13 protein-coding genes are annotated in these 14,851 nt (G+C 73.2%); 1 reads left to right on the top strand and 12 read right to left on the bottom strand.

Features of this window, described 5'->3' with window-relative positions; all coding sequences use genetic code 11:
* Positions 1 to 2 precede the first annotated feature (2 nt).
* The 10 genes from AB0D44_RS08000 to AB0D44_RS07955 all read right to left on the bottom strand — a co-directional run bounded on the left by AB0D44_RS08000 (position 3) and on the right by AB0D44_RS07955 (position 10,359).
* Positions 3 to 413 (bottom strand): hydrogenase maturation nickel metallochaperone HypA, encoded by a 411-nt coding sequence (locus AB0D44_RS08000; protein ID WP_362586103.1) that lies wholly within the window; start codon positions 411 to 413, stop codon positions 3 to 5.
* 219 nt (positions 414 to 632) lie between these two features.
* Positions 633 to 1,145: a hydrogenase maturation protease gene (locus tag AB0D44_RS07995; protein ID WP_362586101.1), complete on the bottom strand. Its 513-nt coding sequence runs from the start codon at positions 1,143 to 1,145 to the stop codon at positions 633 to 635.
* Positions 1,142 to 2,572: a hypothetical protein gene (locus tag AB0D44_RS07990; RefSeq protein ID WP_362586098.1), complete on the bottom strand. Its 1,431-nt coding sequence runs from the start codon at positions 2,570 to 2,572 to the stop codon at positions 1,142 to 1,144. Before AB0D44_RS07990 ends, AB0D44_RS07995 begins: the two co-directional genes overlap by 4 nt.
* A complete protein-coding gene (locus tag AB0D44_RS07985; RefSeq protein ID WP_362586095.1) occupies positions 2,569 to 3,276 on the bottom strand; it encodes a DUF6084 family protein in 708 nt (235 codons plus the stop codon). The genes AB0D44_RS07990 and AB0D44_RS07985 overlap by 4 nt, the downstream gene beginning before the upstream one ends.
* A complete protein-coding gene (locus tag AB0D44_RS07980) occupies positions 3,273 to 3,893 on the bottom strand; it encodes a DUF5947 family protein (RefSeq protein ID WP_362586194.1) in 621 nt (206 codons plus the stop codon). Before AB0D44_RS07980 ends, AB0D44_RS07985 begins: the two co-directional genes overlap by 4 nt.
* A gap of 80 nt (positions 3,894 to 3,973) precedes the next feature.
* Positions 3,974 to 4,501, bottom strand: a complete 528-nt coding sequence (locus tag AB0D44_RS07975) for a hypothetical protein (RefSeq protein WP_362586092.1) — start codon at positions 4,499 to 4,501, stop codon at positions 3,974 to 3,976.
* Positions 4,498 to 6,282 (bottom strand): nickel-dependent hydrogenase large subunit, encoded by a 1,785-nt coding sequence (locus AB0D44_RS07970; protein ID WP_362586089.1) that lies wholly within the window; start codon positions 6,280 to 6,282, stop codon positions 4,498 to 4,500. The genes AB0D44_RS07975 and AB0D44_RS07970 overlap by 4 nt, the downstream gene beginning before the upstream one ends.
* A gap of 72 nt (positions 6,283 to 6,354) precedes the next feature.
* Complete coding sequence (locus AB0D44_RS07965) at positions 6,355 to 7,410, bottom strand: hydrogenase expression protein HypE (protein ID WP_362586086.1); 1,056 nt, start codon at positions 7,408 to 7,410, stop codon at positions 6,355 to 6,357.
* Between the two features lie 72 nt (positions 7,411 to 7,482).
* Positions 7,483 to 9,252, bottom strand: coding sequence for a hydrogenase maturation protein (locus AB0D44_RS07960; RefSeq protein WP_362586084.1), 1,770 nt, complete (start codon positions 9,250 to 9,252; stop codon positions 7,483 to 7,485).
* A gap of 201 nt (positions 9,253 to 9,453) precedes the next feature.
* Positions 9,454 to 10,359 (bottom strand): LysR family transcriptional regulator, encoded by a 906-nt coding sequence (locus AB0D44_RS07955; protein ID WP_362586082.1) that lies wholly within the window; start codon positions 10,357 to 10,359, stop codon positions 9,454 to 9,456.
* A 183-nt stretch (positions 10,360 to 10,542) separates the two neighbouring features.
* Between AB0D44_RS07955 and AB0D44_RS07950 the strand changes: the two genes are divergently transcribed.
* Positions 10,543 to 11,073, top strand: a complete 531-nt coding sequence (locus tag AB0D44_RS07950) for a DUF6817 domain-containing protein (protein ID WP_362586079.1) — start codon at positions 10,543 to 10,545, stop codon at positions 11,071 to 11,073.
* 9 nt (positions 11,074 to 11,082) lie between these two features.
* Here AB0D44_RS07950 and AB0D44_RS07945 read toward each other — a convergent pair whose 3' ends face one another.
* Positions 11,083 to 14,217: a TIM-barrel domain-containing protein gene (locus AB0D44_RS07945; RefSeq protein WP_362586076.1), complete on the bottom strand. Its 3,135-nt coding sequence runs from the start codon at positions 14,215 to 14,217 to the stop codon at positions 11,083 to 11,085.
* 283 nt (positions 14,218 to 14,500) lie between these two features.
* Positions 14,501 to 14,707: a hypothetical protein gene (locus tag AB0D44_RS07940; protein ID WP_362586073.1), complete on the bottom strand. Its 207-nt coding sequence runs from the start codon at positions 14,705 to 14,707 to the stop codon at positions 14,501 to 14,503.
* Positions 14,708 to 14,851 lie beyond the last annotated feature (144 nt).

Raw genomic sequence — 14,851 nt, 5'->3', positions numbered from 1 at the left:
GTTCAGGCCTCCTCGGAGATCGGTTCGCGGGGACGGGCGGCGGCGGGGGCGGGGCCGGCGGGTCCGTCGTCCCATTCCACGGTGAGGATCCGCAGCTCGCGGCCCGTGAGCAGTTCGACGTCGGTGGCCCGCGCGCAGCCGGGGCAGCACAGTTCGGGGGGCATGCCCGTCGGCCATGCGTGCCCGCAGGAGCCGCACCGGGCGCGGGCGGCCACCGTCTCGGTGACGAGAGCGGCGCCTTCCAGTACGGTTCCGGCGCAGGCCAGTTCGAAACAGAAGGCCAGGGCGTCGGGAACCACCCCCGCCAGTTCCCCCACCTCGAGCCGTACGGTCGTCACGGCGCCGGCGCCGCCGGCCCCGGCCGCTTCCTCCACCTGGCCGACGACGGCCATGGCGATCGACATCTCGTGCATCGGACTCCGTCCTGCCGGGGCTCATTACACCGGCAGGACGGAGGCGGGGCGGGCGGGCACGCCGACGCGCGACGCGCCCCGTACGCCATTCGGGCGCCGGGGCGGACGCGTCGCGGTCCTACATCCTGACCATCCGCAGGTAGCGCCTGACGTCGGGGAAGACCCCCAGCAGTACGGCGACCAGTGCGGCGGTGGCGGTCCCGCAGATGACGGCCTTCTTCATGGGGTTCTCCTCAGTGCGCGGGAAGGCGTGGCGGTCTCGTCGTGGAGCAGGTCCAGCACCATGCGGGCGGCCTGCGGTACGGCCGCCGCCACGGGTGGGCTCAGGCCGATGCCCTCCTCAACCGAGGCCGGTTCGCAGCCGACGACCAGGGTGCGGCGGGGCGGAGCGGTCCCGGTGCCGGCGCACAGCGTGTCCAGCAGGGCGAGGACGGCGTCGGGGGACATGTGGTGGCCGTCCAGGACGGCGCCGCCGGGCCCGGCGCCCCCGTCCGGCTCGATGACGTAGAGCGTGCCGGGCTCGCCGCCGCGTGCGGTGGCGTCGACCAGCACGAGCGTGTCGTAGCCGTCGAGGAGCTGGTAGGCCAGGTGCACTCCGCGTACACCGAAGTCCACCACCTCCACCCCGTCGGGCAGTTCGTGCGCGGACAGGGCCCGCACGGTCTCGACGCCGAAGCCGTCGTCGCCGAGGAAGACGTTGCCGATGCCGGCGACGAGCGTCCTGCCGCTCACGCGTCCTCCAGGGGGGTGACCTCGTCGGGCTGGAAGTAGAGGAAGCGGCCCTGTTCACGCCGGATGTCCGCGCCCGGATCGCCCTCGACGGTCACGGCGAGGTGGACCCCGCCGTCCACGTCGTGCAGCACCGCCTCGACCCGGGCGGCCATGCCCTGGAGGAACAGGTCCTGCGCGTCGGTGCGGCGCAGGCCCGGGCGGAGCAGGACGCGGCTGCCCACGCCCACGTGGACGCCGTCGATGACGATCCGGTCGCGTGCCGGGTCGGCGGTGTCCTCCCGGGCCGGGTCCCACCACGGGGTATCGGGCCGGAACACCGTCCCCTGGTCCGGGAGTTCGGGGAGGGTTTCGGGCAGGTCCGGGGGCCCGCCCCCCGGGTCCGTGATCTCGCGCAGGGCGCGCACCGCTCCGTGCAGCCGCTCCAGGACCTCGGGCGGCATGGTGTCGGCCAGGTCGATCACGGCGGCGGCGCGGGCGTCCGTACCGCGTGCCTCGCGCTTCTCCCGGTCGGTGAGGGCCGCCGTGCGCAGGGCGAGGATCTCGTCGATCTCGGTGGCGTCGTACATGGCGCCGGCGCTTTCGGGGGCGATGGCCGGGTGGTCCTCCAGGATGATCGGCGAGGACAGGACCACGTCGGCGCGGCCGGGTTCGCCGGCCAGTACGGGCCAGGTGTGGCGGTTGGCGCAGGAGGCGACGGCTTCCCTGGCCCACTCGGGCGGGTCGGTCATGGACAGGAAGGAGCCGGCGCTGAGGCCGAGCAGGAGGTGCGCGGCGACCAGCGAGCGGGGCAGGGCCGCGTCGCGGTCGGCCGCTCCCTCCGGCGGGGTCCACGGGCTGGTGTTCTCCACGATCGCGGTGAGCTTGAACACCCGGTAGGCGCCCCCGAGTTCGGTGGCGCGCAGCCGGACGACGCCCTCGACCTCCTCGGTGCGCCGCACCAGGCGGCCGACGGGGCGGCCCTCGGCGTCGAGGACGGGCTCCGTGGTCTCGCGGGCGGGGCGGCGGAAGGGGAGGCTGACGCCCTCGCCCGCCAGTTCGGCCACGTCGGCGGAGAGTTCGACCCGCTCCTCGGACCCCTCGTCCCACGGGACGAGGACCCGGTCCGCGAGGTGCAGTTCGGGTACGTCCGTGAAGGTGCCGTCGGCCAGGGCCCGTTGGACGGTGCGGCGCTGTGCGTGCAGGAAGCGCAGCTCGACGGCGAGCCGGGCGGCGCCCTTCGGTTCCATGAGGATCTCGGTCTGCAGGTGCGCGTGCTCCTCGTGCGCCGCGCCCCATGCGGGCGGGACCAGTACGCCGAACTGCCAGCGCAGCCGGTTCTTGGCCGCCGAGGCCCGGTACGGGTAGAGCACGTAGCCCTCGAAGAGGACCGCGTCGGCCACCTGCCGGGCGGTGGCGAAGCGGGAGTCCGGTGCGGCCGTGGTGGTCATGGCGCCGTCCTCTCGGTGGCACGGGGCAGTACGGAGCCGAACCGGAGGGGCGGGGGCGGCGGGGGCGGCGCTTGCGGCGGGGCGGCCGCGTCGAGGAGGGCCCGCACGGTGTCTTCCCAGGAGGCGAGGGCGTGCCGCGAACGGTAGGCGAGCAGCTCCGCCATGGTGTCGCGGGGCAGCCGCAGCCAGCCGGAGCCCGGGAAGTGCTGCTCGATCATCTCCCGCCAGACGGGTACGGGCAGGCGGTAGGAGGCTTCGCGGTCCCAGGGCACGGGCTCGACGCGGAAGCCGCCCGCGCCGGTGAAGGCGGTGCCGGAGAACAGCATCAGCAGCGGCGCCTCGCCCTCTTGCAGGGCGTGGAAGTAGCGGGTCGCGGCGATGTCCATGTCGTAGGTGCAGGGGACGACCAGGTCGGTCTCGGTCTCCCCGGTGAAGCCGGGCACCATCAGCGCGACCTGGGCGAACTGGACGGGCTGCAGGGTGCTGCCCCAGCGGCTGCGCTCGCCGAACAAGTCGGCCAGCCCCTCGGCCTCGGCGGGGCCGTAGCCGCGCCGGGCCGGTTCGATGCGGATCTGGCAGCGCAGGGCCAGGGCGTGCACCCGGGCCCCGTCGGCAGCGGTGATCCGCAGGCGGAAGACGAGGGTGGGGCCGGCGGCGTAGGCGTCGGCGCGCACCCCGGTGCAGGTGAAGGCGAGGTCGGTCATCGCGGCCGCGCCTGGCCGCCGTCGGCCGGGACCTTGGCCCGGCGTTCGACCTGCTCGAAGAAGGTGTCGAGGGCGGCGCGGGCCTCGGCGCCGCCGTCGAAGCCCTGCCACAGCAGCCTCATTCGGCCCACCAGTTCGTAGCAGACGTCGATGGGTACCAGGTAGCAGGCGGTGCGGCCCTCCGAGCGGCGCAGCAGGAGGGCTTCCACGTCGGGTTCCAGCAGTGCGGCCAGCCGGCCGCCGCCGAGCACGGTCTGCCAGGTCTGCGGGTCGAGTTCGCTCTCGGTGGCTCCGGCCGGGCTCGGGTACAGCGCGACCAGGCGGTCGAGGGCGGCGTTGCGGAAGAAGAAGGCGACGCCGACGGGGATCTGGAGCAGTTCCCAGGCTCCCTCGTCGAGGGGGTGGCCGGGGTCGGTGAGGTAGCGGTCGGGGACGGCGCGGTAGCGCCCGGTGGCGGCGCCCGGCCGGTCGAACAGCAGGGCGCAGGCAGTGCAGGCGCAGACCAGGGCCCGCTTCTCGGTCTCCACGAGGTGGCGGTGGCCGTCCTCGGGCACCACCGCCGCGCACAGTTCGCAGGTTTCGGGCTGCGGCGGGCGCGGGCCCGCGAACCGCCGCAGGCCGCGCGGTGACCCCGCGGTCCCGGGGATCCCGGGGATCCGTGGGGCCGTCCGCGTGCCCGGGCGGGCCGGGTGAGCGCTCACCGTGCCCGCGCCGGGGCGTGCGGGCGGGTGGAGATCTGGAGCAGGGCGGGCTGCGGGGCCGCCTCCTCCCGCTCCACCCGGGTGACCTCGGGGGCGAAGGAGCCCAGGGCGTCCTCGAGGGCCCGCTGCCCCGCCGGGCCGCCGGCGCTGCCGCCACAGCCGCAGCCGGAGCCCGCGGGCTCGGGGCGCAGCCGCAGCACGCCGGTGCTCTCGTCGAAGCCGAGCACCTGCGCCGGGTCGCCGGCGGCGGCCAGGGCGCGGGAGATGCGGGTGTGCACGTCCTCGGGGTGCAGGTCGTGCAGGGCCAGCAGGCTCGCGACGAGTTCGTCGTCGAGCAGCGGGCGCAGCGGCTCCTCGCCGAGCCCGCCGACGAGCCGGGCGAGCCCCGCCCCGTAGAAGTCCATGAGGACGCGCACCAGTTCCTCGGCGGCAGCGCACGCCTCCCGGTCGCCGCCGGCGGCGATCCGGTCGAGCACGTCCTCGACGCGGCGGCCCGTCTCGCGGGCGTCGACGGCCGGGCTCATCCGCCCAGTCCGCTCAGGCCGGTGGGCACGTGCATGGTCTTCACCGTCTTGCCGCCGCCCACGTACATGTGGACGCCGCACGGCAGACAGGGGTCGAAGCTGCGTACGGCCCGCATGATGTCGATCCCCTTGAAGTTCTCCGGGGGGTTCTCCTCGAAGATGGGCGTGTTCTGGACGGCGTCCTCGTACGGTCCGGGGGTGCCGAAGGTGTCGCGGGTGCTGGCGTTCCACGGGGTCGGCGGGTAGGGGTGGTAGTTGGCGATCTTGCCGTCGCGGATCACCATGTGGTGCGAGAGCACGCCCCGTACGGCCTCGGTGAAGCCGACGCCGATGGACTCGTCCGGCACCTCGAACTTCTCCCACGTCTGGGTGCGTCCGGCGCGGACCTCGGCCAGACCCTTCTCGGCGCAGTGCAGGGCGATGGCGGCGGCGTAGGCCTGGAAGTACGTGCGGGCGCGGTTGCGCTCCAGCGCGTTGCTCCACTTCGGGATCTTCCACTCGAAGCGGGTCTCGGGCTTGGTCATGGTGCGCGGCAGGTTGATGACCACGCTGTGCCCGGTGGCCTGGACGTAGCCGACGTCGACGAGCCCGGACAGGGCCGTGGACCACAGGCGGGCGATGGGGCCGCCGCCGGTGTCGAGCGCGAGGTGGTCCTTGCCGTCGAACCAGCGCGGCGACATCACCCAGCTGTACTTGTCGTCGAAGTTCCGCTTCTGCGGGGCGGGGATGGTGTGCTGGTTCCAGGGGTGGCGCGGGTCGACCGGGTTGCCGAGCGGGTCGTGGGTGACGAACTGCTCCTGGCCCGCCCAGTCGTCGTAGTAGGAGCTGCCGAGGAGGATGCGGATGCCGAGGTTGATCTCGGTGAGGTCGTTGGTCACCAGTTTGCCGTCGACGACCACGCCCGGGGTGACGAACATCTTCCGTCCCCAGTCGGTCATGTTGGCGTACGTGAAGTCGCAGTACTCGGGGTCGTTGAGCGCGCCCCAGCAGCCGAGCAGCACACGGCGCCGGCCGACCTCCTCGTACCCGGGCAGGGCCTCGTAGAAGAAGTCGAAGAGGTCGTCGTGGAGCGGCACGACGCGCTTCATGAACTCCACGTACCGCATGAGGCGGCTCATGTAGTCGGTGAAGAGCTGCACGGAGGCGATGGTGCCGACGCCGCCCGGGTAGAGGGTGGAGGGGTGCACGTGGCGGCCCTCCATCAGGCAGAACATCTCGCGGGTGTAGCGGCTGACCTGGAGGGCCTCGCGGTAGAACTCGCCCTCGATGGGGTTGAGGGAGCGCATGATGTCGGCGATGGTCTTGTAGCCGTGGTCACCGGCGTGCGGGGCCTCGGTGCGCTCGGCGAGTTCCAGGACCCCGGGGTTGGTCTCGCGGACCATCTTCTCGCAGTAGTCGACCCCGACCAGGTTCTCCTGGAAGATGTTGTGGTCGAACATGTACTCCGCCGACTCGCCCAGGTTGATGATCCACTCGGCGAGGTGGGGCGGCTTCACCCCGTAGGCCATGTTCTGCGTGTAGACGGAGCAGGTGGCGTGGTTGTCGCCGCAGATCCCGCAGATGCGGCTGGTGATGAAGTGCGCGTCGCGGGGGTCCTTGCCGCGCATGAAGACGCTGTATCCGCGGAAGACCGACGAGGTGCTGTAGCACTCCGCGACGCGCTTCTGCTTGAAGTCGATCTTCGTGTGGATGCCGAGGCTGCCGACGATCCGAGTGATCGGATCCCAGGCCATCTCCACCAGGCCGCTGCCGTCGCCGGCCGCCTTCGTCTTCGGTGCCATCGTGTCTGCCGTGACCCTTCTCGCTGCGGTGCTGCGGGGAGTTCGTGACGGGGGTGGGGGCGTGCGGGGCGGTCACCAGGGCGGGCGGTAGCCCGTCGTCAGCTTCTCGCCGGAGCGACGCCACTTCGGCTCCTTGTCCACGGTGTGCGCGGTCATCGAGCGGAGTCGGCGCACGAGGGCCCCGTACGCGCCGCTCGCCTTGCTCGACACCTTGGCGCCGGGGGGTTCGTCCATGAACGGCATGAACTTGTCGGGGAAGCCCGGCATGGTGCAGGCGATGCAGATGCCGCCGACGTTGGGGCAGCCGCCGATGCCGTTCATCCAGCCGCGCTTGGGGACGTTGCACTTGACGACGGGACCCCAGCAGCCCAGCTTGACCAGGCACTGGGGCGAGTCGTAGGTCTTCGCGAACTGGCCCTGCTCGTAGTAGCCGGCCCGGTCGCAGCCCTCGTGGACGGTGGCGCCGAACAGCCAGGTGGGGCGCAGCTTGTCGTCGAGCGGGATCATCGGGGCCGCGCCGGCCGCCTGGTAGAGCAGGTAGGTGAGGGTCTCCGAGAAGTTGTCCGGCTGGATCGGGCAGCCGGGCACGCACACGATCGGGATGCCGGCCTTCGAGGTCCAGTCCCAGCCCAGGTAGTCGGGCACGCCCATGGCGCCGGTGGGGTTGCCCTCCATGGCGTGGATGCCGCCGTACGTGGCGCAGGTGCCGATGGCGACGACGGCGAGGGCCTTGGGGGCCAGCCGGTCGATCCACTCGCTGGTGGTGATGGGCTGGCCGGTCTCCGGGTTGTCGCCGAAGCCGCACCAGTAGCCCTCGGGCTTGATGCTCTCGTTGGGGATGGAGCCCTCGACGACGAGCACGAACGGGTCGATCTCGCCCCGCTCCCCCTTGAAGAACCACTCGATGAACGTGTCCGCGCCACCGACCGGGCCGCATTCGAAGTCGATCAGCGGCCAGTGCACCGCGATCTTGGGCAGCCCCGGCAGGGTGCCCGTCACGATCTCCTCGATGCTGGGCTGCATGGCGGCCGTCAGGGATACGGAGTCGCCGTCGCAGCTCAGCCCCGCGTTGATCCAGAGGATGTGGATCGGGGGGTCTTCAACCGTGGTCGACGTCGCTGGATCCATGGGGATGCCTCCTCGGGGAGGTGCTCGGGGCGGAGTGCGGAGCGAGGCGGGCGGACGGCCTCGTCTTTCTTGCTAACAGCCGGGAGCCCGGCATGCCTCGTCATGCGCGGCCGGTCCAGTGACCTGACGCTGCCGGGAGGGCAGCGGGGCGGTGTGCCGGCCGGCCACGGCGCGCGCGAGGTGGGGCGGCGTGGCCGTCGCGGGCTCCTTGCGCACGAAGGCCCGGCGCAGGGCGTGGTAGGGGGCGTCCGGGTCGAAGAAGGTCTGCCGCATCAGGACCAGCTCCGCCTCGCGGTAGGCGGCCAGGGGCTGCTGCGCCTCGTCGCGGTCGCGCCGCGCCTTCTTGGCGGCGATCCGGGAGGCGGTGGAGGGCAGGGCGGCCAGCCGGGTCGCGAGCCGCGCCGTCTCGCCGGCGAAGGTCTGGGGCGTGCAGGCCACCGTGCGGTCGGCCAGCCCGAGCCGGTGCGCGGCCTCAGCGCTCAGCGGCAGGGCCTCGGTGGTGAGGCGCTCGGCCACGCCGGTGCCGACGCGGCGCGGCAGGGTGTACGTCCAGTACTCGGAGCCGTGCAGCCCCATGAGGCGGTAGTGCGGGTTGAGGACCACGCCGGAGCGGCACCAGACCTCGTCGGCGGCGAGGGCGAGCATGGCCCCGCCGGCGGCGGCGTTGCCGCCGAGGGCGGCGACGACCAGGCGGTCGGTGGTGGTGAGCACGGCCTCGACGAGGTCGTCCATGGCGTTGATGTTGGCCCAGGACTCCTCGGCCGGGTCCGCGGCCGCCTCGATGACGCCCAGGTGGATGCCGTTGGAGAAGAAGTCGCGGCCGCCGCCGAGGACCAGGACGCCGGTGGGGCGGGCGCAGGCGATCCGGTAGGCGTTCAGCAGGCGCCGGCAGTGGGCGGTGCTCATCGCTCCGCCGGGGAACGTGAAGGACAGGAAGCCGGTCTGCCCCTCCTCCCGGTAGCCGATGTCGGACCAGGTGCGCCGGCGGGCGTCGGTGTGCAGCGGGGCGGGGTGTTCGCGCAGGGTGGGCAGCCGGTCGGCGAGGGCCACGGTGGCGGGCAGTTTCGGGGCGGCGGGGCCGCCGGGGGTGCGGCGGGCGCGGAGTTCGGGGATCCACACGGCGCCGTCGGCGGTGGCCCGGCAGATGGCGCCGGCGCGGGTGGCGAGCAGTTCCCCGGGGCGGCCGCGCAGGTGGTCCTCGGCGTGGCCGCCGTGCAGGAACCACTCGCCGCCGAGCAGTTCGTCCCGTACGCCGGGCTGTGAGTCGGCGGCGCGCAGGGTGCGCAGGACGCGGGCGGTGGAGTCGCTCTGCCAGTCGATCCGGCGGTGCTCCTGGCGCATCGCGGGGCGCGGGTGGCCGCTGGTCTGCGGCTGCGGGGTGTACGTGCCGGAGCCGAAGCGGTGTACGGCGAGGAGGACGGCCTCGAGGGCGGCGTCGGCGACCTCACCGCGGTAGAGGTCGCTCTTGCCCACCGGGGGCACGGGGCAGGCGACGTGGGCCCAGACGGCTCCGGCGTCCATCTCCGCCTCGGCCTGCAGGACGGTGACGCCCCATCGGGCGGTCTCCTCGTGCAGGGCCCAGTCGAGCGAGGAGGGGCCGCGGTCCCCGACCGGTCCCGGGTGGACGATCAGGCAGGTGTACGCCGCCCAGATCTCCTCGGGCAGGGCGGTGCGCAGCATGGGCGCGATGACGAGGTCGGGCCGGTGCCGGTGGACGGCGGCGGCCAGGGGCACGTGGGGCAGGGCGAGTTCGACCGCCACGCTGTGGCCGTGGTCGCGCAGCTCGGCGTGGACGCGCTGGGTGAGGCTGTTGAAGGCGCTCGCGACGAGCAGGACGTGCACGTGATCTCCCAGCGGCGGGCCCGGAGCCGGGGTGCCGGAGCACCTCGGCCGATCATGGCCGGGGAGCGACGCGAACGTCATGACCGGCCGCCTGAGATGGTCGGGCACCACGGCGGCGGCGCGCCCGGCGCCGAGCAGCCGGGTCACCCGAAAGCGCAGCCTCCGGGGGCCACTCGGCCCTGGGGGCTGCGCTGCTCGGGGTCAGCGGGCGGCGGCGCGGGAGGTGCAGCTGCGGGCCACCTCGGCGGCGAAGGCGCGGGCCGGCGGGGCGAGGGCGGACCACCGGCGGACCGCCCAGCCGACGGCGAGGGGCGGCAGGCCGGGGATGGGGACCAAGCGCAGGGGGCCGTCGGTGCCGGGGACCCGCCAGCCGGGCAGCGCGGGGACGACGGCGTGGCCCAGGCCCAGTTCGGCGAGGAGCAGGGCGGTGTCCCAGTCCGCCACGCTGGTGTCGGAGCGCACCCGGACGCCGGCTTCGGCGAAGGCGGCGTCGAGGCGGGCGCGGGAGGCGGAGTTCTCCGGGAGCCGGACGTGGCGGATACCGGAGAGGTCGGCCAGCTCGACGCTCGGCCGGGCGGCGAGGGGGTCATCGGCACCGACGGCGAGCACCCAGGGGAGTTCCATGACGGGACGCTGCTCGATGCCGCGGACCGGGTCGCCGACGGTGATCCAGGCGAGGTCGAGGTCGTCGGCCGCCAGGGCATCGAAGCAACTGCGGCTGGAGTTCTCGGTCTGGAACTCCAGGCTCACACCCGGGTGGCGGCGCCGGAAGGTGACGACGGCCTCGGACATGAAGTGCCGGACGGTGGTCGCGCCGGTGGTGACGCGCACCGAGCCGCCGTCTCCCCGTACGAGGTCGTCAAGGCGGCGCAGGGCGCCGTCGAGGCCGGCGATGCCGTCGGCAGCGGCCGCCTGCAGGATGCGGCCGGCCTCGGTGGGCACCACGCCGCGGGCGTGGCGCTCGAGCAGGCTCGCGCCGGTCTGCTTCTCCAGGCGGCGGACGTGCTGGCTGACGGCGGACTGGGTACGGCCGAGGTCGCGGGCCACGGCGCTGAGGCTCCCGGCGCGGCACACGGCCACGAACACGCGGAGGTCGTCGAGGGTCATGAGATCCAAGCTATCGCTTGGATGCGGGGAGCAAATCGGAGGATTGACTTGGGTGTCGGCCGGGACCAAGATCGATGCAGGGCCCGGGCGGCAACCCGTCCCGCGTCTGCGCCACCGGGTCCGGACCCCTGGTGCGGAGGTGGGCCGGGTGCCGACCCACCACTCTTCGAAAGGACGGCTCGCGTGCCGGATGACGTCGTCGCATGGCTGCGGGACCTCGGCGCCGAACGCATCCCCCATCCCGGCGGAACCCTGCTCGTCCACCTGGAGCGGGTACGGCACCTGCTCGCCTCCTGGGGAGCGCGCCCCGCGCTGCAGCAGGCGGGGCTGTGCCACGCGTTCTACGGCACGGACGGCTTCCCGACCGCCCTGCTCCCGCTCTCGCGGCGGCCCGAACTGACCGCGGTGATAGGCGCCGAGGCGGAGGGGATCGTCTACTTCTACGCCTCCTGCGACCGGACGGCGTCGTATCCGACGCTCGCCGACGGGGAGGCGGCCTTCCGGGACCGGTTCACCGGCCGCGTCCACTCCCCCGCCCTGGCGCTGCGCCGGGACTTCGCCGAGCTGTCGGCGGCCAACGAGCTCGACCTCGCGCGGACCGACCCCGCCTTCCGCTCGCGGTGGGGCGCCGAACTGCTCTCGCTCTTCGGCCGGTTCCGCGGGCTGCTGAGCGAGCCGGCCTGGCGGGAGTGCCAGGCCGTGCTCGGCGGCTGACGGCTGCGGTCAGGGGGTGAAGGTCCAGCGTTGGGCGGCCGCGCCGTCGCAGGCGGCGCGGGTGAGGAGGGTGCCGTTGGCGGTGCCGGATCCGGCCGGGGTGAGGCACTGGCCGGCGGTGCGCAGGGTGCTCTGGGGGCCCGCCTGCCAGGTCTGGCCGGCGCTTCCGTCGCAGGTCCGGATGGTCACCCGGGCGGGGTCGGCCCCGTCCAGGCAGACTCCGGCGAGGCCGGTGAGGCGGCCGTCGCCCTGTAGCGTCCAGCGCTGGTTCGGTCCGCCGTGGCAGGTGTAGAGGGTGGGTGCGGTGCCCGGGGCGGTGTCGCTGTGCGGCAGGTCCAGACAGCTGCCGGACGCGGCGTTGACGAGCGTGGCGTCGGCGGGCAGCGGGGCCGGGCGTCCGGTGAGGGTGATCTCCGCGGCACTGGTCCAGGGGCCGCGTCCGCCGGCCTCGGTGAGGGCTTTCAGCCGCAGGTAGCGGCCGCTCTTCACGGACAGGGCGGCGGTCTTGGGGGCCGCGGTGTCGGCGAAGGAGCCGCTCGCCACGGGTGGGCCCCAGTCCGCGGTGGTGTCGGAGACGTAGACCTCGTAGTCGCCGATGCGGCCGTTGACCCCGCCGTCCTGGCGGGGCAGGTAGCCCAGTCCGTCCACCGCGTAGCGGGCACCGAGGTCGAGCTGGATCTCGTGCGGGAGCGCGGCCGGCTTCCCGGAGGACCAGGCGGTGTGCCACAGCGTGGCCGGGTTGCCGTCGAAGGCGTTGACGGCTGCGCCGTTCTCGGCGGCGGTCTCCTGGCTGTCGGCCGAGACCAGGGACCAGCCCGACTGGGCGATGGGGCTGGAGGAGGGCAGGGCGCCCGCCGCCGGGACGGTGGTGCCCGCGGCCGAGACGCTGAACGCCCCCGACTTCGTACCCGTCTTGATCCACAGGATTCCGGAGCGGTCCGCCGGGTCGAAGAACCAGCCCGAGGCGGCCGCATCGTAGGCCGCCTTGGAGGTCAGGCGGGGCAGGGGGGCTCCGTCCGCCGTGAGGGCGGTGGGCGCGGAGGCCACGTGGAGGGTGAACTCGTAGCCCCGGGAGGCCGGCTTGCCGGTGTAGCTGCCGGTGGGGGCCCCGACGGACACGGTGACCGTGCCGGTTCCCGAGGCCGGGGCGGTGACGTCGACCTGCTGGCGGGCGAAGGCACCGGACTGGTGGGCTCGGGTGCGGCCGTCGTCCTCGTAGAGGCTGAAGGAGGAGGCGCCGCGGGGGTGGATGTCGTAGGTGAGGGTGGAGACCGGCTTCTCGCCCGTGTGGTTCATCTGCGGCCACATCGGCACGACGGCGCCGCCCTTGACGAAGAGCGGCAGCGTGTCGAGCGGGGCCTGGTAGCCGTTCAGCCAGCCCGGGCCCGCGTAGGTGCGGCCCGTCCAGTAGTCCGTCCAGGTGCCGGCGGGGAGGTAGATCCCGTCGCGGACGGAGGTGTCGGAGACGACGGGCGCGACGAGGAGGGAGTCACCGGCCATGAACTGGCCGCTGGTGAGGTTCCCGCGGGCCACCGGGTCGTCGGGGTACTCCAGGACCATCGCGCGGGTGCTGGGCACGCCGGTCTCGTGGGCGGTCCTGCTCATCGTGTAGAGGTACGGCATCAGCCGCATCTTGAGCTGGAGGTACTTGCGGTTGATGGAGAGGTAGGGCTCCGCGAAGCGCCAGGGCTGCTTGTCCTGGTATCCGGCGGACGGGTTGGTCGCGCCCCAGCCGGACATGGTCATGAAGGCGGGCGTGAAGGCCTTCCACTGGAGGTCGCGGGTGTAGGTCTTCGGGCTGCCGCCGAAGATGCCGTCGACGTCGCCGGAGGCGTAGTTCAGGGCGGACAGGCCCGCGCCGGCGATCGCGGGCACGTGCCAGCGCATGTCGTCCCACGTGCCGTGGGTGTCACCGGTCCACACGACGGCGTTGCGCTGGGTGCCGGCCCAGCCGTCGACGGTCCAGACGTAGCGCCGGGCGTCGGAGTTCTTCTCGATCCCGTCGACGGCCTGCTGCACCCCGTCGAAGGCGTACTTGTAGCCGCTGCCGATCCAGGCCACGTCCGTCTTCACGCCGCGGGTGCCTGCCGTTCCCACCTCGTCGGCGATGGAGCCGAGTCCGGTGGAGGTCCACAGTCCGGTCTGGAAGCCCTTGGCCTTGAGCGCGTCCACCGTCGACTTCAGGGGCGCGGTGTAGCCGCAGCCGTAGCCGTCGTTGGGCAGGAACCAGCCCGAGGGCATGTCGGCGGCGCGGGCGTCGGCCGCGTACCCGACGACGTCCGGGGTGGTCTGGTGGCGCAGACGGTCGTGGTCGCCCTGGTAGTCGGGGTTGGAGGCGTTGAAGCAGTCGGCGTTGCCCAGTTCGAAGCCCCACATCGGTGCCAGGAACGGTTTGCCGCTGACGTCGGTGTAGGCGTCGAGCACGGACTTGAGGGAGTCGCCGGTGAAGTACCAGGCGTCGAAGCGGCTCTCGTCGTGGGTCAGTGCGGTGGGCGCGTTGAAGGCGTATGAGCCCGGCGCCCAGGTGTTGCGCATGACGCCGTAGCCGTTGGTGGACATGTAGAAGGGGGCGGGGCTGGCGTTGTTGTTCTCCCGCCACTTGTTGTCGACCGCGACGGGCACGGTCTTGCCGCGCAGCGCCCATTCGCCCAGGCGCAGGCCGGTCCCGTAGAACTGCTCGTCCGCGCCCCTGGCCAGGTACTGGGTGGTCTGGCTGCCGGTCCACGTGGTGGGCTGGGTCTCCTGCCAGACGAGTGTGGTGTTGTCGGCCCGGTAGACGGAGAACCGGAGGGGGGACTTGTTGACCCGGATGGACAGGGCGCCGGTGGTGATCCGGTAGTACGTGCCCGCGTCGCTCCAGCCCGTCGTGACCGGGCCGAAGTCGGTGGTCGGCGCGAGGTCGGTGCCGGCCGGGTCTTTGGTGAAGGACCCGTCGGGCGAGAGCCAGAGCCGGAAGATGTCGGCCCGGGCGACGACCACGCGGGCCTTGGCGCCGCTGGAGGCCGTGACGGTAAAGGTGGCGCCGGCCTGGCTGAAGCCGGTGACGTTGCCGGCCGTGGCGGTGGCTCCGGCGGGGGCCGCGGCGGCGGGCGAGGCGACCGGCCCGGCGGCGGCCAGACCCGCGACGGCGAGGGAGGCGGCCAAGAGGGCGGCCCGGATCCGCCGCAGGCGGGGTGGGTGGTGGGCCCTGGCCCCGGCCCTCGTCCCCAGCCTCCTCCCGGCCCTCGTCCCCGGCCTCGTCCCCGGCCTCGTCCTGCGGATGCCTGGCAGTCTCATGGGGCAGCTCCTCGTGCGGTCCGGATCGCGGACACACCTCTTTGGCATGCGCCTGACAAGATAGCGCTCGACCGCGCCCCATTGAAGGATGATGCTCGAAATCTCTTCCTACCGCGCAACTTTGCGCAGGAAAGGTGCAGCCGCAGGCCTCTCAGACGGTGACCGTCAGCACCGGCGGGGCCGAGGAAGACCACCGGTGGCCGCAGGGGTCGAAGACCAGCACCACCGGCCGGCCCCGCCGCTGTCGCCAGGAAATGCGCTCCGGCGCACCGTCGCACACCGGACAGCGGGGCAGCGGGGCGGGCTCCGGAGGGGACTCGGGTGCGGCCGCGAGCGGCGTGCAGTGCGGATCGCGCATGGAGGCTCCCTGGTCGTGCGGTTGGACTGATCGCACTGTGCCATGCAGGAGCCCTCGACCGCACGGGCGAATCGTCCAGGGTTCTGGCTGGTCAGAGGTAGGTCCGCAGGAGGATTCCGGTCCTCTTGGGGGCACTTGGGACCA

Origin of the sequence: Streptomyces sp. NPDC048349 (genome assembly GCF_040651925.1) — a bacterium.
Classification (GTDB): Bacteria; Actinomycetota; Actinomycetes; order Streptomycetales; family Streptomycetaceae; genus Streptomyces.
The sequence above is the reverse complement of the archived record's forward strand: the minus strand, read 5'-3'. Positions and strand labels throughout refer to the sequence as shown.

What these genes read in the sequence shown, in the direction of transcription:
- AB0D44_RS07955 (WP_362586082.1), bottom strand. Translation starts at nt 10,359, where the DNA reads ATGACCCTCGACGACCTCCGCGTGTTCGTGGCCGTGTGCCGCGCCGGG.
- AB0D44_RS07940 (WP_362586073.1), bottom strand. Translation starts at nt 14,707, where the DNA reads ATGCGCGATCCGCACTGCACGCCGCTCGCGGCCGCACCCGAGTCCCCT.
- AB0D44_RS07965 (WP_362586086.1), bottom strand. Translation starts at nt 7,410, where the DNA reads ATGGATCCAGCGACGTCGACCACGGTTGAAGACCCCCCGATCCACATC.
- AB0D44_RS07970 (WP_362586089.1), bottom strand. Translation starts at nt 6,282, where the DNA reads ATGGCACCGAAGACGAAGGCGGCCGGCGACGGCAGCGGCCTGGTGGAG.
- AB0D44_RS08000 (WP_362586103.1), bottom strand. Translation starts at nt 413, where the DNA reads ATGCACGAGATGTCGATCGCCATGGCCGTCGTCGGCCAGGTGGAGGAA.
- AB0D44_RS07985 (WP_362586095.1), bottom strand. Translation starts at nt 3,276, where the DNA reads ATGACCGACCTCGCCTTCACCTGCACCGGGGTGCGCGCCGACGCCTAC.
- AB0D44_RS07975 (WP_362586092.1), bottom strand. Translation starts at nt 4,501, where the DNA reads ATGAGCCCGGCCGTCGACGCCCGCGAGACGGGCCGCCGCGTCGAGGAC.
- AB0D44_RS07990 (WP_362586098.1), bottom strand. Translation starts at nt 2,572, where the DNA reads ATGACCACCACGGCCGCACCGGACTCCCGCTTCGCCACCGCCCGGCAG.